Source organism: Pseudomonas salmasensis (assembly GCF_014268375.2).
GTDB lineage: Bacteria > Pseudomonadota > Gammaproteobacteria > Pseudomonadales > Pseudomonadaceae > Aquipseudomonas > Aquipseudomonas salmasensis.
Genome location: NZ_CP077083.1, coordinates 5,634,685 through 5,657,300, shown reverse-complemented (window position 1 = coordinate 5,657,300; position 22,616 = coordinate 5,634,685). Strand labels below are relative to the sequence as shown.

Genomic DNA, 22,616 nt, shown 5'->3' with positions numbered 1-22,616 from the left:
CCAGGGGTTGGCCGCGAGGGAGTGGCGCTCAAATGCATGGCTGCTGACGACATCACACAGCGGCATGATCACGTCCTTGGAGGTCTGCCCCGGCCTAACGCAAGCCGCTGAACGCCCGCGGGCTGGTGCATTACGTGTTCGATCAGCGCTTAAATGCGGCCTGAATGTGAACCTGAAACATTTTCTTTCATATCCGCCTTAGGGATTTCTCATTCTCATCCGTCTTAACTTAGATACAGCCTGTCGCGTCAGCAAAAGCTACGACTGGCCTTTTCCGGGCCTCCATCGCCCCTCCGATCAAGACCCTCATTCATATGTCGAAGAAGTCACGCTCCAAACTCTGGTTTCTCGTCCATAGCTGGCTGGCGTTGCCCATCTGGTTCTTTGTACTGATTGTCTGCGTCACCGGCACGCTGGCGGTGGTCAGCCAGGAAATCGTGTGGCTGGCCAATCCGGATATCCGCGCCAGCAAGCCGTCGGATGACGCTCAGCCGCTGAGCTACGATCAAGTGATCGCCGCCATCAAACGCGAAGAGCCCCGGGTGTTCGTTCAGTCAATCAGCCGCCCCGACGAATCCCATTTCGCTCTGAGCGTAGACCTCAGCTATCCCGACGGGCGCTCGGTCGAGGTCTACGTCAACCCCTATACCGGAGCAATTCAGGGCATAAGCCCTTCGTTCAATTTCCAGGAATTCACTCGCGCCCTGCACGGTTGGTGGCTTGTACCGTTCACCAACGGCTACAGTTGGGGCTGGTATTTGGTCTCTGCCCTCGGTATTCCGTTGCTTGCTTCACTGGTCACAGGACTGGTGGTTTACAAGAAGTTCTGGAAGGGCTTCCTACGCCCGACACTGCGTGTGCGCCACGGTGCACGGATTTTCTGGGGCGACTTCCACCGGTTGAGCGGCATCTGGTCGATCTGGTTCATTGCTGTGATTGCCGTCACCGGCATCTGGTTCCTGATCCGCGCCATCCTGGGGGACAACCACATTTCGATTTCCACCGAGCCCGTCATCCCGGTGATTGCCCGGGATAAGGTGCCAATGTCGGCGCCTGGCGTACCGGCGCCGATGATTCCCGTCGATGACGCGATCAAAATCGCCACGCAGCGTATCCCCGGCCTGGAGCCAAGTTTCATCAGCCTTCCCATGAATGCTTACAGCCACCTGCAGATCGGCGGACGGGGCTGGTATCCGTTGATGTACCAGACTGCGCAGATCAACCCCTATGACGGGGAGGTCGCCGCCGCCCACCTGCTGTCCGACCGCTCGAAACTGGAATTTGTCACCGAGTCGATGCGCCCGCTGCACACCGGTGACTTCGGCGGCTTGTGGATCAAGCTGATCTGGGCATTCTTCGGCCTGGTGCTGAGCATGATGGTATTGAGCGGCTTGCTGATCTGGACCAAGCGCACCGCCCTGGCCACCCTCAACGCCCTCAAGCGGGAAACTAAGACGCAACGTCAATCCGCTTCCATCCCGACCATGCACGCTAAAACCTCGGAGGCCCAGCGATGAGCAAGGTCGCGACCGTACCGCCGTCCCCGCTGCGTGCCTTCTGGCTGAAATGGCGTTTCCATATCAACATCCTGCTGTTGCTGGTGCCGCTGGGGTTCATGCCCAAATACTTTGCCGACGCCGCGCTGTTTCGCGGGGATACCGGCATCGGCGAGCGCGTGGCCGGGCAGGTACAAGTCGGCCCCTGGAGCCTGACGCTGGCTGAGTTTCGCAACGAAGGCCCGAGCCCGAACCCGGCTGGCCCGATGAAGTTTTTCAACGCTGCCCTGTGTGACACCTGTGCCGAGCAGGTCAAGGCCACTTACCTGCGTATCGGCAAACCCCGCAGCCTGCGCGCTGCCGGAGTGATCTTCTTCGGCACGCCGTACCGTATGGGCGCCGCCCTGCCCATACCAGAACGCACCCCGGCGGACGCCGAAATATGGGTGACCATGGAAGGGTGGGACGGCAGCATGCACCAGGGTTCCATCCCGCTGAGCCAGGCCTCGCCTGCCACCATTGCCTGGCTGAACAAGCAAGGAGTCAAACCATGACGTTCAAGCGCCTCACCCGCGCCGCGCTGTTGCTGTGCGCCGGCCTGAGCACTACCGCCTTCGCCCACAACCCGATGTGCGAATGTAAGGAAATCCCCGGCGAGCAGATCCAATGCAAAGGCGGTTTCTCCGACGGCAGTGGCGCCCCCGGCGTAACCCTGGATGTGATCGGCTACGACGAAACCATCCTGGTGCCGGGCAAGCTTGGCGAGGATTCGACCCTGACCTTCAAGAAGCCCGCCGCCGAGTTCTACGTGCTGTTCGATGCCGGCCCGGGCCACGTGGTGGAAATCGACCAAGCGGATATCCCGTCGCAATGAGTACCACACAGGTTGTACGCCCCGCCGGCGCGGGCCACGAAACGCTTTTTGTGCTGCTGTTGTGCCTGATCATCCTCGCGGTGGCGGGCACGGTCGTGGCGCTGCACGGGGAAACCCAGGAAGTCGCGGCGGTGCCCAGCCACCAGTTGGACGCCCGCCGCGACCTGAGCGCGGCCGAGCAAGGCATCTACGCCGACCTGCGGGTGACCCTGGATGAAATCCACCTGTTGCAGCAGGAACACAGCGCCTTGCCGACGCCTGAGCAACTGGCCGAAGAAGGCTTCGCGCCGTTTGCCCAGGACGCCAGTTCGGTCAGCCGTGGTGGCCATCGCTGGCAGTTGCTGGCACCCGCCGCCTATCTGGGTTTGAGCCAGGCGCCGGCTACCAGCGGTTCGCTGCTGATGCGCGTGCAAGGCAGTGAGCCGGATATCTGGCTCAACCGCAGCGCCAACCTTGCCGCCCCGTCCGACCTCACTGACCAGGCGCTGATCGCGGCCGGCTGGCAGCAGGTGGTCGCGCAATTCGATGCCGGCGTCACCCGCCAGCACCGTCACTGAACGAGAAGACCGATTGCCCATGTCTATGTCATCGCCCCTGTTACGCCTGTTAATGGTTGGCCTGTTCAGCCTGATGCTCGCCCCCCTTGCCAATGCCGAGGCCGCCAAGCGCCTGCGTATCGGCATTACCTTGCACCCCTATTACAGCTATGTAGCCAATATCGTGGGCGACAAGGCCGAGGTGGTGCCGCTGATTCCCGCCGGTTTCAACCCTCACGCCTACGAGCCGCGCGCTGAAGACATCAAGCGCATCGGTACCCTGGATGTGATCGTGCTCAACGGCGTCGGCCATGACGACTTCGCCGACCGCATGATCGCCACCAGCGAGCGCCCGGACATCAAGGTGATCGAAGCCAACGCCAACGTGCCGCTGCTCGCCGCTACCGGTAACGCGGCACGCGGTGCGGGCAAGGTGGTCAACCCGCACACCTTCCTGTCGATCAGCGCGTCGATTGCCCAGGTCAATAACATTGCCCGCGAGTTGGGCAAGCTCGACCCGGACAACGCCAAGACCTACACCCAGAACGCCCGCGCCTACGGCAAGCGCCTGCGCCAGATGCGTGCCGACGCCCTGGCCAAGCTGACCAGCGCGCCCAACCCGGACCTGCGCGTCGCCACTGTGCACGCGGCCTACGACTACCTGTTGCGCGAGTTTGGCCTGGAAGTCACCGCCGTGGTCGAACCGGCCCACGGTATCGAGCCAAGCCCCAGCCAGCTGAAAAAGACCATCGATGAACTTCGCGCCCTGGATGTGAAAGTAATCTTCTCGGAGATGGACTTCCCGTCCACCTACGTCGATACCATCCAGCGTGAATCCGGGGTCAAGCTGTACCCGCTGTCGCATATTTCCTACGGCGAATACAGCGCTGAGAAGTACGAAGTGGAGATGACCGGCAACCTCAACACCGTGGTCCGCGCGATCCAGGAGTCGGGAGCATGACCGCGGCGCAGCAACTGAACGCCGTCAGCGTCGGCCCCACTCTGCACTTCGACCAGGTCTCGCTGACCCTGGGGCGCACCGTGATCCTCGACGGCGTGAGTTTCCAGGTACAACCGGGCAGCATTCATGCGCTGGTTGGCCCCAATGGCGGCGGCAAAAGCTCGCTGATCAAGACCCTGCTCGGGCAAACGCCGCATCAGGGGCGCTTGAGCCTGGAGTGGCCAACCACCCCCGGCACCATCGGTTACGTGCCCCAGGCGCTGGAATTTGACCGAGGCTTGCCGATGACCGTGGACGATTTCATGGCTGCCATGTGCCAGCGTCGCCCGGCGTTCCTGGGTCTTTCCAGGCATTACGCAGCAGCGATTGGCCATGCCCTCGAGCGCGTTGGCATGCAAGACAAGCGCAAGCGCCGCATGGGTGCCTTGTCCGGCGGTGAGCGCCAGCGGGTACTGCTGGCCCAGGGGCTGATTCCGGCGCCGCAGTTGCTCGTGCTGGATGAGCCGATGTCGGCCCTCGACGAGGCGGGTATCCAGGTGTTCGAACGGCTGTTGAACGACTGGCGTCTGGCCGGGATTACGGTGCTGTGGATCGAGCACGACCTGGAGGCCGTGGGCCGCCTGGCCGACCGCGTCACCGGTCTTAACCGCCGCGTGCTGTTCGACGCCACACCGAAAGAGGCGCTGACCCCGGACCGCCTGCTCACTCTGTTCTCCACCCACCCTCGGAGCCCGGCGCCATGAGTTATGAAGCCTTTCGCTTGATGGTCCAGGCCTGGGCCTCTTCCGGTTACCTGCCCGAAGCCCTGGCCTATGGGTTTGTGGTCAACGCCCTGCTCGCCGGCTTGTTGATCGGCCCGGTACTCGGCGGCCTGGGTACGCTGGTGGTGGTCAAACGCTTTGCGTTTTTCTCCGAAGCCGTCGGCCATGCCGCGCTGACCGGCGTGGCCGTGGGCATCCTGCTGGGCGAACCCTATACGGGGCCCTATGGCAGCCTGTTTGGCTACTGCCTGCTGTTCGGCATCCTGCTCAATTACCTGCGTAACCGCACCGGCCTGGCGCCCGACACCTTGATCGGCGTGTTCCTGTCGGTGTCCCTGGCGCTGGGGGCAAGCCTGCTGCTGATCCTGGCCGGCAAGATCAACGTGCACATTCTCGAGAACGTGCTGTTTGGCTCGGTGCTGACGGTCAACGGCAACGACCTGCTGGTGCTGGCCATTGTCGGTTCGCTGGTGATGGCCCTGGCATTGCCGCTGTACAACCGCATCATGCTGGCCAGTTTCAACCCGCAATTGGCGGCAGTGCGCGGGGTGGCGGTGAAAAGCCTGGACTACCTGTTCGTGATCCTGGTGACCCTGATCACCGTGGCCGCGGTCAAGGTCATCGGCGCAATCCTGGTCGGTGCCTTGCTGGTGATTCCTGCCGCTGCGGCGCGCCTGTTGAGCCAGTCACTCAAAGGGTTTTTCTGGATCTCGGTGCTGATCGCTACCGTCAGCACCCTGTGCGGCATCCTGCTGCCGATCATCTTCGACCTGCCCATCCCCTCCGGCGCCGCCATCATTCTGGTTGCCGGTATCGCCTTCGCCTTCGCCGCCATCGCCCGTGGCGTTGTGCCCAGCCTCAAAGGGAATCTTGGATAATGCGCCCTGTCTTTCGCCCATTGGCCTTGGCCATCGCTTGCCTGATCAGTACGTCGGCGCTGGCCGTCGACGGTTTCGACGCCAAGGATTTCAAAGTCAACCAGGGTCTCGGTCACGCGGCCCTGACCAAGGCCAAGCAGCCGGTCAAAGTGCTGGCCTCGCTGCCGATTACCTATGGTCTGGCCGAGGCGCTGCTCAAAGGCACCGACGTGCAGCTTGAACGCGCCGCGCCGGCCAACCTGCCAGGCTCGCGGCAGGTGTCCTACTTCACCGGCCGCGGTGCTGCGGCATTGAACACCTTGGCGTTGGACGCCGACGCGGCCATCGGCCTGCGCTCGCTGTGGGCCGATGACCCGCTGTACCCCGTGGCACGGCGCAGCAATATCCGCATCGTCGAAGTCGATGCCGCGCGCCCGGTGGACGGCGGCTTGCCGGGTATCGCAGTACAGCCGGGAGTCACCGATGGCTTGAACAGCCAACCCTGGCAATCGAGCAATAATATGGGGCGCATGGCCGACGTGATGGCCGCCGACCTGAGCCGCCTGGCGCCGGCTGCCAAACCCAGGATCGACGCCAACCTGGCCGCGCTCAAACAACGTCTGCTCAAACTCACCGCCGACAGCGAGGCGCGATTGGCCAAGGCCGACAACCTGAGTGTGCTCAGCTTGAGCGATCACTTCGCGTACCTGGTCAGCAGCCTGAACCTGGAAGTGCTCAGCACCGATGCACGCCCCGATGCCGAGTGGACGCCTGAGGCGCTGCAAAAACTCAGCAGCGCGTTGAAGAACAACGACGTGGCGGTGGTGCTGCATCACCGTCAACCCAGTGATGCGGTCAAAGCCGCCGTCACTGCCGGCGGCTCCAGACTGTTGGTATTGAATGTAGACGGTGCCGACCCGGTGACGGAGCTGGAAACCAATGTAGACCAAGTGATCAAGGCACTTACGCGCTAGGCAAGCCACCGATCCGTCAGGGATAAACTCGGTTCAATGTGGGAGCTGGCTTGCCTGCGATGCGGGCGCCTCGCTTTATCAGGCACATACCGAGTCGATGCCATCGCAGGCAAGCCAGCTCCCACACAGGTTCGCGGTGCACCAGCCGCTACACCACATCCACCCCCACATGAATCGCATCATGCCGCCAGAACTCCAGGTCACAGTCGATCAGGCGTTGATGCTGGTCGTAGTTGACCCGGGCGATGCGCAGGCCCGGGCTGCCCACCGAGACGCGCAGCGCAGCGGCCGCTTCCACCGGCAGTGAGGTCGGCACAATCTCGAAACGCACCCGCCCGTAGTGCAAGTCATATTTGCTGGCATACAGCTCAGTCATCGACTGATTCAAATCACACGCCAGGATCCCCGGAAAATACTGCGGGTTCAGGTAGTGCTCCACGTACAACACCAAGCGCCCGTCAATCCTGCGACCCCGGCAAATCTGGATCACGCTCGACAACGCCGGCAATTGCAACCACGCGCACACCGCCGCCGACGCTGGTTGCAAGCGTGCGGAAATGACCTGCGTGGAAGCCTCGCGCCCCTGGTCGCTGACCATGGCGTGAAAGTGGCTGCGCTGCATCAGGTTATAGGCCAGCCGTGGTGGCGAGACAAACCAGCCGCGACGCTCTTCGCGGTAGATCTGCCCTTGGGCCTCCAGTTGTAACAAGGCTTCCCGCACGGTAATCCGAGTGGTACCAAACAACTCGCTGAGCTTGCGTTCGGCGGGCAGTTTGCTGGCAGGCGGCAACAGGCCATGGTCGATCTGCTCTTGCAGCGCCAGGCCGATGGAAGTTACCGCCTTGATTGCCTCATCACGCATCAACGTTACCTATCTGGACTAGACCAGCACCGTTCAGGTGCACAAAACGCGCTCTATCTGGACTTTTGCTGCTGTGTGCCAGCCTAGGCACTCCAGATGACCGACAGATGACAAAGGCTGTCGACTGCCTCTACCACACCCTGCAATACATCGGCCAAGTCCAGGGCCTGCGGGCACTTGGGCATGGTCTACGCTAAGTCGGAGCTGAGCGACATCAGCGCTTCAAAAACGACATCGACATGAAACTGTCATCCAGGGGGCCTAGATTGGCTCAGGTATTGCTGACCTAGACCAAACCACCGCTAACGTTCAGATAAAACGCCGCGTTGAAAACGCCCAAAGGAGCTTCGGATGAAACAGCTTTTCCTGGCATCACTGTTAGGCTCGACCATTGCCATGTGCACCGCCGCCATGGCTGCTGATACCGATCTAAAAACCTTGGAAGCCGCCGCCAAAGCGGAAGGCGCCGTCAACAGCGTCGGCATGCCCGATGACTGGGCCAACTGGAAAGGCACCTGGGAAGACCTGGCCAAGACCTACGGCCTCAAGCACATCGACACCGACATGAGCTCGGCCCAGGAAATCGCCAAGTTCAAAGCCGAAAAAGACAACGCCAGCGCCGATATCGGTGACGTGGGCGCGGCCTTCGGCCCTATCGCGGTGAAGCAGGAAGTCACCCAGCCGTACAAGCCGTCCACCTGGGCCCAGGTGCCGGATTGGGCGAAAGACAAGGACGGTCACTGGGCCTTGGCCTACACCGGCACCATTGCCTTTATCGTCAACAAGAAGCTGCTGCACGGCTCCGAAGTGCCTACCACCTGGGCTGACCTGCAAACCGGCAAGTACAAAGTATCGGTGGGTGACGTGAGCACCGCCGCCCAGGCTTCGAACGCAGTACTCGCCGCGGCCATCGCCAACAAAGGCGACGAGAAAAACATCGCACCGGGCCTGCAATTTTTCACCAAGATCGCTCAGCAGGGTCGCCTCTCACTGTCCAACCCGACCATCGCCACCATGGAAAAAGGCGAAGTCGAAGTGGGCCTCGTCTGGGACTTCAACGGCCTTAGCTACAAGGCCAAGATGGCCAACCCGGATGACTACGTGGTGCTGATCCCCTCGGATGGCTCGGTTAAATCCGGCTACACCACCATCATCAACAAATACGCCAAGCACCCGAACGCCGCCAAGCTGACCCGCGAATACATCTTCAGCGATGCCGGCCAGCTCAACCTGGCACGTGGCAATGCGCGCCCGATCCGGGCTGAAACCGACTTGAAACTGCCGGCAGACGTTGCCAAGAACCTGATCCCGGGCGAGCAGTACACCAAGGCCAACCCGCAGCCGATCAAGGATGCCGATGCCTGGGAAGCGACGTCCAAGAAGCTGCCACAGATGTGGAACGAGCAGGTCATCGTAGAAATGAAGTAAGGGTTTACCCCACATTGGAGATCCAGTGGAGATCCAATGTGGGAGCGGGCTTGCTCGCGAATGCGGTGGGCCAGTGACTTATAGACTGAATGAGCTACCGCATTCGCGAGCAAGCCCGCTCCCACAGTTTTGCCCTGTTCCTCCAGTTAAATTGGTTCAACCCTCTGTTGCGGAGCCCCCATGAAGCACAATGTCATCCTTGTGGTGCTCGACGGCCTCAACTTCGAGGTCGCCCGGCACGCCATGGGGCACTTGCAGGCCTATGTCGGCGCAGGACGCGCAGCCCTTTACACACTGGAATGTGAACTGCCTGCCCTGTCCCGCCCGTTGTATGAATGCATCCTCACCGGCGTGCCGCCGATTCAAAGCGGTATCGTGCATAACAACGTCTCGCGCCTGTCCAACCAGCGCAGCATTTTCCATTACGCCACTGACGCAGGCTTAAGCACCGCGGCGGCGGCTTACCATTGGGTCAGCGAGCTGTATAACCGCACGCCCTTTCTCGCCGCCCGCGATCGTCACACCGACGACAAGGCGCTGGCGATCCAGCACGGGCATTTCTACTGGAATGACCACTACCCCGATTCCCACCTGTTCGCCGATGCCGAAAGCCTGCGGCTCAAGCACGCACCAAACTTTTTGCTGGTGCATCCGATGAACATCGATGACGCCGGCCACAAGCATGGCCTCGACACCGCGCAATACCGCAACAGCGCGCGCTCGGCGGACATCATCCTGGCCGACTACCTGCAAGGCTGGCTCGATGCCGGCTACCAGGTACTGGTCACCGCCGACCACGGCATGAACAACGACCGCTCCCACAACGGCCTGTTGCGCGAAGAACGGGAAGTGCCCTTGTTTGTCATCGGTGACGCCTTCAGCCTGGACACTGACGCTGCGCCGAAGCAGACCGACCTGTGCGGCACGGTTTGCGAACTGCTGGGCGTGCCCCACGACAAACCTGTGTGCCGGGGGTTGCTCAAGTGAATGCATTGACCCGCGGCAAATGGCTGGCCCTGCTATGCCTGCTGCCCTTCGCACTGTTCTTTATCGTGTTCGAAATCGCGCCGCTGGTGTGGGTGCTGATCAGCAGCCTGCAAACCGAAGAGGCCGGCTGGAGCCTGGAAAACTTCACCCGCATTTTCAGTTCGAAGTTCTACCGACAGGCGATCCAGTTCAGCCTGGAGATCAGCTTTTACTCCAGCATCTTCGGCATCATCATCGCCACCCTGGGCAGCTACTCATTGCGCCGAGTGGATTCGCCGCTGCGCAACTTCGTCACCGCGTTCGCCAACATGACCAGCAACTTCGCCGGCGTCCCGCTGGCCTTCGCGTTCATCATCCTGCTGGGGTTCAACGGCAGCATCACCCTCATGCTCAAGCAGGCCGGGATCATAGAAGACTTCAACCTGTACTCGAAGACCGGCTTGATCATCCTCTATACCTACTTCCAGATTCCCCTCGGCGTACTGCTGCTCTACCCGGCCTTTGACGCACTGCGCGAAGACTGGCGTGAATCGGCCGCCCTGCTCGGTGCGAATGGCTGGCAGTTCTGGCGGCATATCGGCCTGCCGGTGCTCACCCCGGCCCTGCTCGGAACTTTTGTGATCCTGTTGGCCAACGCCCTCGGCGCCTATGCCACGGTCTATGCGCTTACTACCGGCAACTTCAACGTGCTGCCAATTCGCATTGCCGGGCTGGTGTCCGGCGATGTATCGCTGGACCCGAACATGGCCAGCGCCCTGGCCGTGGTGCTGGTGGCGCTGATGACCGTGGTCACGGTGGTGCATCAACTGCTGCTCAAGAGGAGCTACCATGTCTCGCGCTGAAGCCGGCCCGGCCTCCCTCTACCACCGGGTGGTGGTGTACCTATTGTTCCTGATCCTGGTGCTGCCTTTGGTGGGCACCTTTGTCTACTCGATTTCCAGCAGTTGGTCGGCCACCATCCTGCCCGCCGGTTTCAGCGTGAAATGGTATGTACAGCTGTGGAGCGACCCGCGCTTTCTGATGGCCTTCGGGCAATCGTTGCTGGTGTGCGTGGGTGCACTGATCCTTTCAGTGGTGTTGATTTTGCCGCTGCTGTTCGTGGTGCATTACCACTTTCCCAAGCTCGACGCGTTGATGAACATCCTGATCCTGCTGCCCTTTGCGGTGCCGCCGGTGGTGTCCTCGGTAGGTCTGCTGCAACTGTACGGGTCCGGGCCGCTGGCAATGGTGGGTACGCCGTGGATTCTGATCGGCTGTTACTTCACCGTCGCGCTGCCGTTCATGTACCGCGCGATCACCAATAACCTGCAGGCCATCAACCTGCGCGACCTGATGGACGCCTCGCAACTGCTGGGCGCCAGTACCTGGCAGGCCGCGATCCTGGTGGTGCTGCCCAACCTGCGCAAGGGCCTGATGGTGGCGCTGTTGCTGTCGTTCTCGTTCCTGTTCGGTGAGTTCGTGTTCGCCAACATCCTCGTCGGCACCCGCTACGAAACCCTGCAGGTGTACCTCAACAACATGCGCAACAGCAGCGGCCATTTCACCAGCGCCGTGGTGATCTCCTATTTCTTCTTTGTGCTGGTGCTCACCTGGGCCGCCACGCTCTTGAACAAGGACAAAAGCCAATGAGCTTCGTCAGCGTCCAACACCTGCAAAAAGGCTACACCGGCACCCCGGTGTTCAGCGATATCAATTGCGAGGTCGCCAAAGGCGAGTTCGTCACCCTGCTCGGCCCGTCCGGTTGCGGCAAATCCACCCTGCTGCGCTGCATCGCCGGGCTTACCCCGGTGGACAGTGGCCAAATCCTCCTGGATGGCCAGGACATCGTGCCCCTGAGCCCACAGAAGCGCCAGATCGGCATGGTGTTCCAGAGCTACGCGCTGTTCCCCAACATGACCGTAGAGCAGAACGTCGCCTTCGGCCTGCGCATGCAGAAGGTCAACGCCGACGACAGCCACAAGCGCGTGCAAGAAGTGCTGCAACTGGTGGAGCTCAAGGACCTGGCCGGCCGCTATCCGCACCAGATGTCCGGTGGCCAGTGCCAGCGCGTCGCCCTCGCCCGCTCACTGGTGACCCGCCCGCGCCTGCTGCTGCTGGATGAACCGCTGTCGGCATTGGATGCACGGATTCGCAAGCATTTGCGCGAACAGATCCGCCAGATCCAGCGCGAACTGGGGTTGACCACGATCTTCGTGACCCATGACCAGGAAGAAGCCCTGACCATGTCCGACCGCATCTTCTTGATGAACCAAGGCAAGATCGTGCAGAGCGGCGATGCCGAAACCCTCTATACCGCGCCGGTGGATGCGTTCGCGGCCGGGTTTATCGGCAACTACAACCTGCTCGATGCCGACAAGGCCAGCCAGCTGCTGCAACGGCCGATCAGCGGGCGCATCGCGATTCGCCCCGAGGCCATCGAGTTGAGCCGCAGCGGCGAGCTCGATGCGTTGGTGCGTAGCCACAGCCTGCTGGGTAACGTGATTCGCTATCGCATCGAAGCCCGTGGCGTCGAGCTGGTGGTGGACGTGCTCAATCGTTCGGCAGACGACCTGCACCCGGATGGCCAGCGCCTGGCACTTTCCATCGACCCCAGCGCACTGTGTGCAGTAGCCTGACAGGCAGCGACCTATTGAGAGAGAGCATCACCGATGGCATTGGTAATTTTTGATCTGGACGACACCCTGATCCACGGCGACTGCGCCACGCTATGGAGCGAACAGATGGGCCGCCTCGGCTGGGTCGACCCTGAGTCGTTCATGCGCAGGAACAACGAGCTGATGGATGCCTACAGCCAGGGCAAGCTGTTGATGGAAGATTTCATGGATTTCAGCCTGGAGCCGATGATCGGCCGCACCCCGGAAGAGATCGAGCACCTGGTGGAGCCGTGGGTCGAGGACGTGATCGAGCCACTGATCTACAGCGACGCCACCAAAACCATCGCCCGCCACCGCGCGAACGGCGACCGGATCCTGGTGATTTCCGCTTCGGGCACTCACCTGGTCACGCCGATTGCGGCGCGTATCGGCATTGAGGAAGTGCTGGGCATAAACCTGGACGTCAGCCACGGCGTGTACAGCGGTAAGACCGTAGGCGTGCTGACCTATCGTGAGGGCAAGATCACGCGCTTGCTGGAATGGCTGGAGCAGGAAGGTGAAAGTCTGGAAGGCGCGTATTTCTACTCGGATTCGCGCAATGACTTGCCGCTGCTGCTCAAGGTGGATCACCCGCAGGTAGTGAACCCGGACCCGGTGTTGCGCGCCCATGCCGAACAGGCCGGCTGGCCGATCCACCACTGGACCTGACTCAATAGAGATCAACCTGTGGGAGCTGGCTTGCCTGCGATAGCCATCGGTATCTACACAACTCTGTAGCGCTCAACGGTAACCACGATGCGAAGCGAGCCGCTCTTGATCTTGATCTGCTTGTGATCTTGATCTCAGGCGCCCCGTTAAACCACGCTGGCCGGAATTCGACAGGGATTTGGGGGGTAAACCGGCAGGGATGCCGGTTTAGCCGCCCCGCGCCATGGATGGCGCGTGGCGGCGGCCCCCCAAATCACTGGCGGATTACGGGCACACCGAGCCTAAGCGAGGTGCCGAGTGGTGGGGCAAGAGCGCTTTGCTTACTTTGCCGCTTTTGCAAAGTGAGCCGCCGTCAGGGCGGAACCCTAGGTGGCCGTTACCGCAGGAACGGATATGTACACTGTCCACCTGTGTTGACTGCCAGGCCGCCATCGCAGGCAAGCCAGCTCCCACACTGACTGCATTTCAATCTAGGATTCGGTCAGGCTATTGGCAATATGGACTACACCGAGCGTAGGACAGGGTTGTTCTAGCCCTCCACATCACCGTCAACGCCTTGCAATGCTTTCACAGTGCCTCCATAGTGAGTCTGGACTGAGCCCGGTGCTGTAGCGCCGGGCTTTTTGCATTATGCGACCGGACCATATGGAACCGGCTCCCTCAAAGACGGCCTAATATGCGTTATCAATTGCCCCCGCGTCGAATCAGCATGAAGCATCTGTTCCCCAGCACCGCCCTCGCTTTTTTCATTGGTCTCGGCTTCGCGTCGATGTCGACCAATACGTTCGCAGCCAATAGCTGGGACAATCTTCAGCCTGATCGCGATGAGGTGATTGCCAGCCTTAACGTCGTCGAGTTGCTCAAGCGCCATCACTACAGCAAGCCGCCGCTGGACGACGCTCGCTCGGTGATCATCTACGACAGCTACCTCAAGCTGCTGGACCCGTCGCGCAGCTACTTCCTGGCCAGCGATATCGCTGAGTTCGACAAGTGGAAGACCCAGTTCGACGACCTCCTCAAGAGCGGCGACCTGCAGCCCGGCTTCACCATCTACAAGCGTTACCTGGACCGCGTCAAAGCGCGTCTGGACTTCGCCCTGGGTGAGCTGAACAAAGGCGTCGACAAGCTCGACTTCACCCAGAAAGAAACCCTGCTGGTAGACCGCAAGGACGCCCCTTGGCTGACCAGCACCGCAGCCCTGGACGACCTGTGGCGCAAACGCGTCAAGGACGAAGTGCTGCGCTTGAAGATCGCCGGCAAAGAGCCCAAGGCCATTCAAGAGCTGTTGACCAAGCGCTACAAGAACCAGCTGGCGCGCCTGGACCAGACCCGTGCCGAGGATATCTTCCAGGCCTACATCAACACCTTTGCGATGTCCTACGACCCGCACACCAATTATCTGTCGCCAGATAACGCGGAAAATTTCGATATCAATATGAGTCTGTCCCTGGAAGGCATCGGTGCCGTCCTGCAAAGCGACAATGACCAGGTGAAGATCGTTCGTCTGGTGCCGGCAGGCCCTGCTGACAAAACCAAGCAAGTGGCACCCGCCGACAAGATCATCGGCGTGGCCCAGGCCGACAAAGAGATGGTCGATGTGGTCGGCTGGCGCCTGGACGAAGTGGTCAAGCTGATCCGTGGGCCTAAAGGCAGCGTGGTGCGCCTGGAAGTGATTCCGCACACCAATGCACCGAACGACCAGACCAGCAAGATCGTGTCCATCACCCGTGAAGCGGTGAAGCTCGAAGACCAGGCCGTGCAGAAGAAAGTCCTCAACCTCAAGCAGGATGGCAAGGACTACAAGCTGGGCGTGATTGAAATCCCGGCCTTCTACCTGGACTTCAAGGCGTTCCGTGCCGGTGATCCGGACTACAAGTCCACCACCCGCGACGTGAAGAAAATCCTCACAGAACTGCAGAAAGAGAAAGTTGACGGCGTGGTCATCGACCTGCGCAACAACGGCGGCGGCTCCCTGCAGGAAGCCACCGAGCTGACCAGCCTGTTTATCGACAAGGGCCCGACCGTGTTGGTACGCAACGCTGACGGCCGTGTCGACGTGCTGGAAGACGAGAACCCGGGCGCCTTCTACAAAGGCCCGATGGCGCTGCTGGTCAACCGCCTCTCGGCTTCGGCCTCGGAGATTTTCGCCGGTGCCATGCAGGACTACCACCGTGCACTGATCATCGGCGGCCAGACCTTCGGCAAAGGCACCGTGCAGACCATCCAGCCGCTGAACCATGGCGAGCTTAAGCTGACACTGGCCAAGTTCTACCGGGTATCCGGGCAGAGCACCCAGCATCAGGGCGTGCTGCCGGATATCGATTTCCCGTCGATCATCGACACCAAGGAAATCGGCGAAAGCGCCCTGCCTGAAGCCATGCCGTGGGACACCATCCGCCCTGCGATCAAGCCGGCGTCGGATCCGTTCAAGCCGTTCCTGGCTCAGTTGAAGGCTGACCACGACACCCGCTCCGCCAAGGACGCCGAGTTCGTGTTTATCCGCGACAAGCTGGCCCTGGCCAAGAAGTTGATGGAAGAGAAGACCGTCAGCCTCAACGAAGCGGATCGCCGTGCACAGCACTCCAGCATCGAGAATCAGCAACTGGTGCTGGAAAACACCCGCCGCAAGGCCAAGGGTGAAGACCCGCTCAAAGAGCTGAAGAAAGAAGATGAAGACGCGCTGCCGACCGAGGCGGATAAAACCAAGCCGGAAGACGACGCCTACTTGGCCGAGACTGGCCGGATCCTGCTGGATTACCTGAAGATCACCAAGCAGGTGGCCAAGCAGTAAATGATGGCGATTTAATGTGATCGCTCCTCGGAGTGTCATCATATAGACATCATTCTGTCGTGAAATAAAAGGACCGCAGGTTTACGCCTGCGGTCCTTTTTTTTGATCGAGACCGCCATGACCATGACCGAACAGCTGAATGCATTGGGCTCAATCCTGGCTCAAGGCAGTTTGCACAGCCTGTTCCAACCGATCATCTGCCTGTCGGAGCGGCGCATCCTCGGTTACGAAGCCCTCAGTCGCGGCCCGTCCAACAGCCCGCTGCACTCCCCCGTCGCGCTGTTCTCGGTGGCCAGCCATGCCGGGCGCCTGAGCGAGCTGGACATGGCGTGTCGAGAGAGCGCATGCCGGCGCTTCAGCGAGCAGAAACTGCCCGGCAAGCTGTTCCTCAATATCTCGCCGGAATCGTTGATGGAGCATGCGCATCAGCCAGGGCGCACCCTGCAACTGTTGCGCGACTTCGGTATTTCTCCCAGCCACGTGGTGATCGAACTCACCGAGCAGGCACCCACCGACGATTTCGCGCTGTTGCAAACCGCCTTGCACCACTACCGCGACATGGGTTTTGCCATCGCACTGGATGACTTGGGCGCCGGTTATTCCAGCTTGCGCTTGTGGTCGGAACTGCGCCCGGACTACGTGAAGATCGACCGGCACTTTATCGACGGCATTCACCAGGATGCCCTCAAGCGTGAGTTTGTCGGCTCGATCCTGCAGATCGCCAGGGCGTCCCGTGCCCAGGTGATTGCCGAGGGCATCGAGTTGCCGGAAGAACTGGCGGTGTTGACCGAGATGGGCGTCGACCTGGTCCAGGGCTACCTGCTCTGCCGCCCTCAGGAACAGCCGCCGCAGGAAGCGCGCCTGATGCTGCCCAAGCCGGATAACGCCACGCTGGCCCTCAACGACGAAGGCAGTGACCTGAGCGCCCTGCTCAATGAGCAGCCCGCCGTGGATCAAGACACCGCCACCGCCCAAGTGCTGGAATCGTTCCGCCGCCAGGCCAACCTCAACTCGCTGGCGGTGTTGGACGGCCGCGGTCGCCCGGTCGGCATTGTGCACCGACATTCGCTATCGGACGCGTTGCTCAAGCCATTCGCCACCGACTTGTTCGCGCGCAAACCCATCAGCCGCTTGATGAGCGATGACTTTTTGGCGGTGGAACTGAGCCAGTCCTTGCAGCAGGTCAGCCGCTTATTGACCAGCCGCGCACGACAACGCATCGAAGAGGATTTCATCATCACCCTGAACGGTGATTACCTGGGGCTGGGCCGGGTCATCGACGTGCTCAAGTTGATCACGGAGCTGAAAATCCAGCAGGCCCGCTACGCCAACCCGCTGACCTTGCTGCCTGGCAACGTGCCGATCCAGCAGTGCCTCACCCGGCTGCTGCAGCAACGGCGCGAGTCGGTGATCTGCTATGTGGATATCGACAGTTTCAAGCCGTTCAACGATATCTACGGCTACGGGCGCGGGGATGAAGTGCTGCTGTGCCTGGCGCAGTGCCTGAACGACCGGGTAGACCCCAGCCGCGACTTTGTCGGGCACATTGGCGGCGATGATTTTCTGCTGGTGCTGGGCCCGCAGGATTGGCGCAAGCGCCTCAACCAACTGCTGGACGATTTCCACACCCAATGCCGACGCTTCTACCGCGCAGAGCACCTTGAGGCTGGGTGCTTCGTGGCCCTCAACCGCCAAGGTGCGCGCCAGGAGTTTGCGCTGCTATCGCTGTCCATCGGCGTGGTGCATTTGTATCCACAGGCCTGTGCGCAACTCGATGCCAGCCAATTGGCAGAGCTGGCTTCGCAAGCCAAGCACCAAGCCAAGGATGTGGCGGGCTACAGCATCCACGTGATCGACAGCATGGACACCTGCCCCCAGGCGCTTTAGGCCTCGGCGGACTCCGGATACTCGTACTCGAACACCCGCACCACTTCGGATGCATGCCAGGACGCGGCGGCGACGCCATCGGACGGCCCGCTGAACCGCCCCAGACGCTCCACACATTCGAAAAAACCGGTGCGCGGCAGGCGGCTGGCGCCCTGGCTGATCACCAGGGAACTGCGCAGCGGTTGCTCCGCCTTGGCATCCAGCGCCGCCAGGTGCTCCAGGGCCGCAGCCAGGGTCTGCATGGCCGGCGTGGGAAATTGCAGACGCTCCAGCAGCGCACGATACGTCAGCAAGTGGCGCTGGCGACGTGCCTGGTCCAGTTCATTGATTAACCCATCCCAGTGCTGACGGCTGATACGTAGGCTCAAGACTCATCCCTCCAACCTGCAACGCCCAATTCCCAGGCCAGGCTGCGGCGAATGGCGGCATCCGGCTGGCGTTCACCACTTTCTATCAATCCAAGATACGAAGGGCTGATGCCCACGGTACGCGCCAGGGCCTCGATCGCCAGGCCCTTGGCCTCACGCAGGCCGCGCAGGGCCGCAAGCGGGCGCAGGTCCTGCTCGGTGGCGGTGGGTGCAGCAGAAGGAGAAGCGCGTGGCGGTTGCAACTGACCGGCAGCTTTTAGCAGCGCCTGGTACTGGTCCCATGGCAACACCGCATATTCGGGTTCGCCATCGCGTGAAATGATCTGGATATCCATGACTGCCCCGTAGGATAAAAACACTTACTAAGTAAGTTATTTCCTTAGGAGTGTAATCCTAACAGCCACAGAGGTCGCAGGGGATAGCTGGCGACATTAGTTTTTTTGCGGGTTTTCCCGGGCCAGCAGCTCAGGCGTCGCAGGCAGGCGCTCAACCACCGCAAGTTTTTCCGGACGTTGCGCATCGCGCCAGGTACGAAAGGCGCTCAGCTCGCCGCTCAGGGTCTTCATGACCCATGCCAGCACAGCAATGTCGTCGAGCATGCCGAACATGGGGAGAAAATCCGGAATCGCATCAATAGGGCTAAGAAAATACATCAGCCCCGCCACCACCGAGATCAACGCCTTAGGGCTGATCGCACGGTATTCGCCGCGCCAGTAAGCCAGGCACAGGGCCTGCAGCAACTTGAGATCATCCTTGAGCTGGCCGAGCCGATTGCCTTGGCTTGAGCCTTTGGCAGCGACGGCAAACAGCAAGGTTGGCAAACGCCCACGACCGAGCAAGCGCGCGGCCATAGGCAAGAAACGGGTGAAATTGAACGGTGGTTTCATAGGGCACTCCAGTTCCAGGCGACATAAAAGGTTATCCACACAAATTGTGGATAACCTTGTGAACAGAGCCTGTTTTATCGGCTGAAAGCCACGGACTACAAGGCCTACAGTCAGATCGGGCATTTTTTGCGCACATAAAAAAAACCCAAGAATTCATTGACTTGGCATGTATGTGCGGCTACCCGTGCTCGAGTCTTATATCAGACTGTGTCCGGTTGCGGACGTTCGTTTGGATTTGCAGAGGCTTCAACGTAGGGGCTGGCTTGCCTGCGATTGCCATAAGTCTCTACACAACCCTACAGGCTGTAGCAGCCAACGCAAACCACGATGCGAAGCGAGCCGCATTTGATCTTGATCTGCTTTGATCTTGATCTCAGGCGCCCCGTTAAACCACGCTGGCCGGAATTCGACAGGGATTTGGGGGGTAAACCGGCAGGGATGCCGGTTTAGCCGCCCCGCGCCATGGATGGCGCGTGGCGGCGGCCCCCCAAATCACTGGCGGATTACGGGCACACCGAGCCTAGGCGAGGTGCCGAGTGGTGGGGCAAGAGCCCTTTGGTTACTTTGGGGCTTTTCCAAAGTGACCCGCCGTCAGGGCGGAACCCTAAGTGGCCGTTACCGCAGGAATGGATATGTACTCGGTATGACTGTGTCGGCTGTCAGACCGCCTTCGCGAGCAAGCCCACAGTTGGATCGTGCGGTGTCAGCTAGATTGGCGTCGGCTGTCAGGCCGCCATCGCAGGCAAGCCAGCTCCCACAGGGAATTTTGCGTCGTTTGACCAACGCCGAAAACAACAACGCCCCGTCGAGACGGGGCGTTGTGTGTTCAGGCGCCGATTACTTCTTGGCGGCTGGTGCAGCAGGTGCGTCAGCCGCTTCTGCCTTGGCTGGGTCCTTGATGGCCAGCAGCTCCAGGTCAAATACCAGCACCGAGTTGGCCGGGATCGCCGGGCTCGGGCTCTGGGCGCCGTAGGCCAGGTCGGACGGGATGTACAGCTCGACCTTCTCGCCAACGTGCATCAGTTGCAGGCCTTCGACCCAACCCGGGATCACGCCGCTGACCGGCAGGTCGATCGGGCTACCGCGATCTACGGAGCTGTCAAAGGTAGTGCCGTTGGTGAGCTTGCCGGTGTAGTGAACAGTCACCACGTCGGTCGGCTTAGGCTGGGCGCCGTCGGCCTTCTTCACGATCTTGTACTGCAGGCCGGACGCGGTAGTGACTACACCGTCTTTCTTGGCGTTGTCTTCGAGGAATTTCTTGCCAGCAGCTGCCGACTCTTCGCTCATTTTGGTCATGCGTTCTTCAGCACGCTTTTGCAGTGCGGCAAACGCTTCAACCAGCTCATCGTCTTTGAGCTTCTGCTCTTTCTTGCCGACGGCATCTTCGATGCCCTGGGCAACAGCTTTGGAGTCCAGGTCGTCCATGCCTTCTTGGGCAAGGCTCTTGCCCATGTTCAGGCCGATGCCGTAGGAAGCTTTTTGCGCCGGGGTTTTCAGCTCTACGCTGGTCTGCGAATCACAACCCGCAAGTACCAGGCTAACCAGGGCCACCGCCGCCGCCAACCGATGCTGTTTCATGCTATTTCCTTGTTCATGCGCCATAAGGGCATTCGAATAAAGTCGCGAGCTTATCAGGCGGCCACGACCAATGGCTACCGGCATGTGAGCAGGAAACTTCTGATAAGTTCACGTGTTTAAAAGCATTTCCCTTTATCATGGGGCCCCGCGACGGATCGCGGGACCGCCTGATAGCGGGCCAATTGCTACTTGCCGCACCTGTGGCGCAGTGGCATAACAACGCGACAATTCGACAAGGATAGTTATCTTGCGCATTTTTTCCCGTGTTTTACTCCTGATACTGATCGCACTGGGCCTGATTCTGGCCGTGGTGCTCTACTACACCCTCAACCCCAAGCTGCCGGACTACGTTCCAGTAAAGCAGGTGCACTACCAGGAGCAATGGAGTGCCGACGACCGCCAGACCTACTACTTCACGCCCCAGGGCACCCAAGTAAAAGGCCTGCACTACGACTGGTTCACCGCCCTGGAACTGCCGTTTTCCGAGCAACGCTTTGCCGCGCCGGAGTACCTGGCGCGCTTTGGCTTCCTGGTCGACCCCAAGCAGGCGCCCACCGCGCAAAACCCTGGCAACCTGCCAGTAGGGTTCGCCCGGCACCAGAACCCCGATAGCAAGGCTCAGTACCTGGATATCACCTGTGCGGCCTGCCACACCGGCGAATTGCACTTCAAGGGCCAGGCCCTGCGCATCGACGGCGGCTCGGCGCAGCACGTACTGCCCTCCAGCGTTCCCACGTTGCGCGGCGGCAGTTTCGGCCAGGCTCTGGTCGCCAGCCTGGCTGCTACCTATTACAACCCATGGAAGTTTGAGCGCTTTGCTCACAAGGTGCTGGGGGATCAGTACGATGCCCAGCGCGATCAACTGCGCAAAGACTTCAAGCAATCGCTGAACCAGTTCCTCAAAGTCGCCTGGAATGACACCCACCGCGGCCTTTACCCCACCGAAGAAGGCCCGGGCCGTACTGACGCCTTTGGGCGCATCGCCAACGCCAGTTTTGGCGACGCCATTTCCCCCGACAATTATCGCGTCGCCAATGCCCCGGTGGACTACCCGCAGCTGTGGGATATCTGGACCTTCGACTGGGTGCAGTGGAATGGCTCGGCCCAGCAGCCCATGGCGCGCAACATCGGCGAAGCCCTTGGCGTAGGCGCGACCCTGGCGTTCTTCGACGCAGCCGGGCAACCGCTCAAGGGCGATGCCCGCTACCCGTCCAGCGTACGGGTGCGCGACCTGCACCTGATCGAAGAAACCCTGCAACGGCTCAAGCCGCCGACCTGGCCGCAAGACTTGTTCGGTGCCATCGACAAACCCCTCGCCGCCCAGGGCCGCGCACTCTTTGCCGAGAACTGCGCCGGCTGCCACCTGCCCACCATTACTGAAGAAAACGGCCGCCCGGTGCAGCAGTTGAAAATGCTGCCGGTGGACTACATCGGCACCGACCCCGGCACAGCCAACAACATTGCCGACCAACGCTATGACCTCAGTGCCCTGCAATGGGACCCGGCCGAACTGGCCCGGCTCAATGTCGAACTGCACCCCACCCCTACCGCGCCGCTGGACCTGACAAAAATGTCGGTGGCCCAAGGCCTGGCCTATGTCACCGCCTTCGTCGAAGAACACGCCTACCGTGCGGCCGGCGTCACCCCGGCCGAGCGCCCAGGCCTGGACGGGTTCGGCCTGCCCATCGGCGTGCGCGAGTTGCGCGCCTACAAGGCGCGACCACTGGCCGGCGTATGGGCCACCCCGCCGTTCCTGCACAACGGTTCGGTGCCGACGATCTACCAACTGCTCTCGCCCCAGGACGAACGCAGCACCACCTTCTATAAAGGCACCTTCAACTACGACCCGCGTCACCTGGGGTTTGAGACCACCGCCTTCAAGAACGCCTTCCTGTTCGATACCAGAATCACCGGCAACCACAACAGCGGCCACGAATTCCGTGCCGGCGAACGTGGCAATGGCGTTATCGGCCGTGGCCTGCTGCCGCAGGAACGCTGGGCGCTGCTCGAATACCTCAAAGTGCTGGGCGGCCCGCTGGAGCAACAACTGCCATGATTATCCGATCG

General features: G+C 60.9%; 22 protein-coding genes. 17 read left to right on the top strand and 5 right to left on the bottom strand.

The window, feature by feature from the left end; genetic code table 11:
• Positions 1–314 precede the first annotated feature (314 nt).
• The 8 genes from HU731_RS25505 to HU731_RS25470 are packed head-to-tail and all read left to right on the top strand — an operon-like array spanning position 315 to position 6,459.
• Complete coding sequence (locus HU731_RS25505; protein WP_186608415.1) at positions 315–1,517, top strand: PepSY-associated TM helix domain-containing protein; 1,203 nt, start codon at positions 315–317, stop codon at positions 1,515–1,517.
• A complete protein-coding gene (locus HU731_RS25500; RefSeq protein WP_019817260.1) occupies positions 1,514–2,050 on the top strand; it encodes a PA2404 family protein in 537 nt (178 codons plus the stop codon). Before HU731_RS25505 ends, HU731_RS25500 begins: the two co-directional genes overlap by 4 nt.
• Positions 2,047–2,370 carry a hypothetical protein gene (locus HU731_RS25495; protein WP_014717808.1) on the top strand — a complete coding sequence of 108 codons (324 nt, stop codon included), beginning with the start codon at positions 2,047–2,049 and terminating at the stop codon, positions 2,368–2,370. The genes HU731_RS25500 and HU731_RS25495 overlap by 4 nt, the downstream gene beginning before the upstream one ends.
• Complete coding sequence (locus HU731_RS25490; protein ID WP_044267921.1) at positions 2,367–2,927, top strand: DUF6162 family protein; 561 nt, start codon at positions 2,367–2,369, stop codon at positions 2,925–2,927. The genes HU731_RS25495 and HU731_RS25490 overlap by 4 nt, the downstream gene beginning before the upstream one ends.
• 19 nt (positions 2,928–2,946) lie before the next feature.
• Positions 2,947–3,867, top strand: a complete 921-nt coding sequence (locus HU731_RS25485) for a metal ABC transporter substrate-binding protein (RefSeq protein WP_003190157.1) — start codon at positions 2,947–2,949, stop codon at positions 3,865–3,867.
• Positions 3,864–4,610, top strand: a complete 747-nt coding sequence (locus HU731_RS25480; protein WP_186608414.1) for a metal ABC transporter ATP-binding protein — start codon at positions 3,864–3,866, stop codon at positions 4,608–4,610. Before HU731_RS25485 ends, HU731_RS25480 begins: the two co-directional genes overlap by 4 nt.
• Positions 4,607–5,506: a metal ABC transporter permease gene (locus tag HU731_RS25475; protein ID WP_186608413.1), complete on the top strand. Its 900-nt coding sequence runs from the start codon at positions 4,607–4,609 to the stop codon at positions 5,504–5,506. The genes HU731_RS25480 and HU731_RS25475 overlap by 4 nt, the downstream gene beginning before the upstream one ends.
• Positions 5,506–6,459: a metal ABC transporter solute-binding protein, Zn/Mn family gene (locus HU731_RS25470; protein WP_186608412.1), complete on the top strand. Its 954-nt coding sequence runs from the start codon at positions 5,506–5,508 to the stop codon at positions 6,457–6,459. The genes HU731_RS25475 and HU731_RS25470 overlap by 1 nt, the downstream gene beginning before the upstream one ends.
• A gap of 148 nt (positions 6,460–6,607) precedes the next feature.
• On the opposite strand, the gene HU731_RS25465 is transcribed toward HU731_RS25470, so the two are convergent.
• Entirely contained in the window at positions 6,608–7,321 is a 714-nt protein-coding gene (locus HU731_RS25465; protein ID WP_003190151.1) for a UTRA domain-containing protein, read from the bottom strand.
• A 351-nt stretch (positions 7,322–7,672) separates the two neighbouring features.
• Between HU731_RS25465 and HU731_RS25460 the strand changes: the two genes are divergently transcribed.
• From HU731_RS25460 to HU731_RS25425, 8 genes are all read left to right on the top strand, one after another.
• On the top strand, positions 7,673–8,749 hold the full coding sequence (locus HU731_RS25460; RefSeq protein WP_003190150.1) for an ABC transporter substrate-binding protein: 1,077 nt from the start codon (positions 7,673–7,675) through the stop codon (positions 8,747–8,749).
• Positions 8,750–8,929: 180 nt separating this feature from the next.
• Positions 8,930–9,736, top strand: a complete 807-nt coding sequence (locus tag HU731_RS25455; protein WP_186608411.1) for an alkaline phosphatase family protein — start codon at positions 8,930–8,932, stop codon at positions 9,734–9,736.
• Complete coding sequence (locus HU731_RS25450; RefSeq protein ID WP_032892563.1) at positions 9,733–10,578, top strand: ABC transporter permease; 846 nt, start codon at positions 9,733–9,735, stop codon at positions 10,576–10,578. The genes HU731_RS25455 and HU731_RS25450 overlap by 4 nt, the downstream gene beginning before the upstream one ends.
• Complete coding sequence (locus HU731_RS25445; protein ID WP_003190144.1) at positions 10,565–11,365, top strand: ABC transporter permease; 801 nt, start codon at positions 10,565–10,567, stop codon at positions 11,363–11,365. The genes HU731_RS25450 and HU731_RS25445 overlap by 14 nt, the downstream gene beginning before the upstream one ends.
• Complete coding sequence (locus HU731_RS25440; protein ID WP_186608410.1) at positions 11,362–12,351, top strand: ABC transporter ATP-binding protein; 990 nt, start codon at positions 11,362–11,364, stop codon at positions 12,349–12,351. The genes HU731_RS25445 and HU731_RS25440 overlap by 4 nt, the downstream gene beginning before the upstream one ends.
• Before the next feature lie 33 nt (positions 12,352–12,384).
• Positions 12,385–13,038, top strand: a complete 654-nt coding sequence (locus HU731_RS25435; protein ID WP_186608409.1) for an HAD family hydrolase — start codon at positions 12,385–12,387, stop codon at positions 13,036–13,038.
• A 709-nt stretch (positions 13,039–13,747) separates the two neighbouring features.
• Positions 13,748–15,829: a carboxy terminal-processing peptidase gene (locus HU731_RS25430; protein ID WP_225931533.1), complete on the top strand. Its 2,082-nt coding sequence runs from the start codon at positions 13,748–13,750 to the stop codon at positions 15,827–15,829.
• A 117-nt stretch (positions 15,830–15,946) separates the two neighbouring features.
• Positions 15,947–17,716 carry a bifunctional diguanylate cyclase/phosphodiesterase gene (locus HU731_RS25425; RefSeq protein WP_186608407.1) on the top strand — a complete coding sequence of 590 codons (1,770 nt, stop codon included), beginning with the start codon at positions 15,947–15,949 and terminating at the stop codon, positions 17,714–17,716.
• Here the strand turns inward: HU731_RS25425 and HU731_RS25420 are convergent.
• The 4 genes from HU731_RS25420 to bamJ form a co-directional block, all read right to left on the bottom strand.
• Entirely contained in the window at positions 17,713–18,084 is a 372-nt protein-coding gene (locus HU731_RS25420; RefSeq protein WP_003190138.1) for a hypothetical protein, read from the bottom strand. The two genes, HU731_RS25425 and HU731_RS25420, sit on opposite strands and share 4 nt — an antisense overlap.
• The gene (locus HU731_RS25415; RefSeq protein WP_032892567.1) at positions 18,081–18,419 is read right to left on the bottom strand and encodes a helix-turn-helix domain-containing protein; all 339 of its coding nucleotides are present in this window, start codon (positions 18,417–18,419) and stop codon (positions 18,081–18,083) included. Before HU731_RS25415 ends, HU731_RS25420 begins: the two co-directional genes overlap by 4 nt.
• A 96-nt stretch (positions 18,420–18,515) precedes the next feature.
• Complete coding sequence (locus HU731_RS25410) at positions 18,516–18,971, bottom strand: YkvA family protein (protein ID WP_003190134.1); 456 nt, start codon at positions 18,969–18,971, stop codon at positions 18,516–18,518.
• 837 nt (positions 18,972–19,808) lie between these two features.
• Positions 19,809–20,549 carry a BamJ family beta-barrel-assembly machinery protein gene (gene bamJ / locus HU731_RS25405; RefSeq protein ID WP_003190133.1) on the bottom strand — a complete coding sequence of 247 codons (741 nt, stop codon included), beginning with the start codon at positions 20,547–20,549 and terminating at the stop codon, positions 19,809–19,811.
• Between the two features lie 247 nt (positions 20,550–20,796).
• Between bamJ and HU731_RS25400 the strand changes: the two genes are divergently transcribed.
• Entirely contained in the window at positions 20,797–22,605 is a 1,809-nt protein-coding gene (locus HU731_RS25400; RefSeq protein WP_186608406.1) for a di-heme-cytochrome C peroxidase, read from the top strand.
• Positions 22,606–22,616: the final 11 nt, after the last annotated feature.

Coding starts and splice junctions, on each gene's coding strand:
- HU731_RS25505 (WP_186608415.1), top strand. CDS start 315: ATGTCGAAGAAGTCACGCTCCAAACTCTGGTTTCTCGTCCATAGCTGG.
- HU731_RS25500 (WP_019817260.1), top strand. CDS start 1,514: ATGAGCAAGGTCGCGACCGTACCGCCGTCCCCGCTGCGTGCCTTCTGG.
- HU731_RS25495 (WP_014717808.1), top strand. CDS start 2,047: ATGACGTTCAAGCGCCTCACCCGCGCCGCGCTGTTGCTGTGCGCCGGC.
- HU731_RS25490 (WP_044267921.1), top strand. CDS start 2,367: ATGAGTACCACACAGGTTGTACGCCCCGCCGGCGCGGGCCACGAAACG.
- HU731_RS25485 (WP_003190157.1), top strand. CDS start 2,947: ATGTCTATGTCATCGCCCCTGTTACGCCTGTTAATGGTTGGCCTGTTC.
- HU731_RS25480 (WP_186608414.1), top strand. CDS start 3,864: ATGACCGCGGCGCAGCAACTGAACGCCGTCAGCGTCGGCCCCACTCTG.
- HU731_RS25475 (WP_186608413.1), top strand. CDS start 4,607: ATGAGTTATGAAGCCTTTCGCTTGATGGTCCAGGCCTGGGCCTCTTCC.
- HU731_RS25470 (WP_186608412.1), top strand. CDS start 5,506: ATGCGCCCTGTCTTTCGCCCATTGGCCTTGGCCATCGCTTGCCTGATC.
- HU731_RS25465 (WP_003190151.1), bottom strand. CDS start 7,321: ATGCGTGATGAGGCAATCAAGGCGGTAACTTCCATCGGCCTGGCGCTG.
- HU731_RS25460 (WP_003190150.1), top strand. CDS start 7,673: ATGAAACAGCTTTTCCTGGCATCACTGTTAGGCTCGACCATTGCCATG.
- HU731_RS25455 (WP_186608411.1), top strand. CDS start 8,930: ATGAAGCACAATGTCATCCTTGTGGTGCTCGACGGCCTCAACTTCGAG.
- HU731_RS25445 (WP_003190144.1), top strand. CDS start 10,565: ATGTCTCGCGCTGAAGCCGGCCCGGCCTCCCTCTACCACCGGGTGGTG.
- HU731_RS25440 (WP_186608410.1), top strand. CDS start 11,362: ATGAGCTTCGTCAGCGTCCAACACCTGCAAAAAGGCTACACCGGCACC.
- HU731_RS25435 (WP_186608409.1), top strand. CDS start 12,385: ATGGCATTGGTAATTTTTGATCTGGACGACACCCTGATCCACGGCGAC.
- HU731_RS25430 (WP_225931533.1), top strand. CDS start 13,748: ATGAAGCATCTGTTCCCCAGCACCGCCCTCGCTTTTTTCATTGGTCTC.
- HU731_RS25425 (WP_186608407.1), top strand. CDS start 15,947: ATGACCATGACCGAACAGCTGAATGCATTGGGCTCAATCCTGGCTCAA.
- HU731_RS25415 (WP_032892567.1), bottom strand. CDS start 18,419: ATGGATATCCAGATCATTTCACGCGATGGCGAACCCGAATATGCGGTG.
- HU731_RS25410 (WP_003190134.1), bottom strand. CDS start 18,971: ATGAAACCACCGTTCAATTTCACCCGTTTCTTGCCTATGGCCGCGCGC.
- bamJ (WP_003190133.1), bottom strand. CDS start 20,549: ATGAAACAGCATCGGTTGGCGGCGGCGGTGGCCCTGGTTAGCCTGGTA.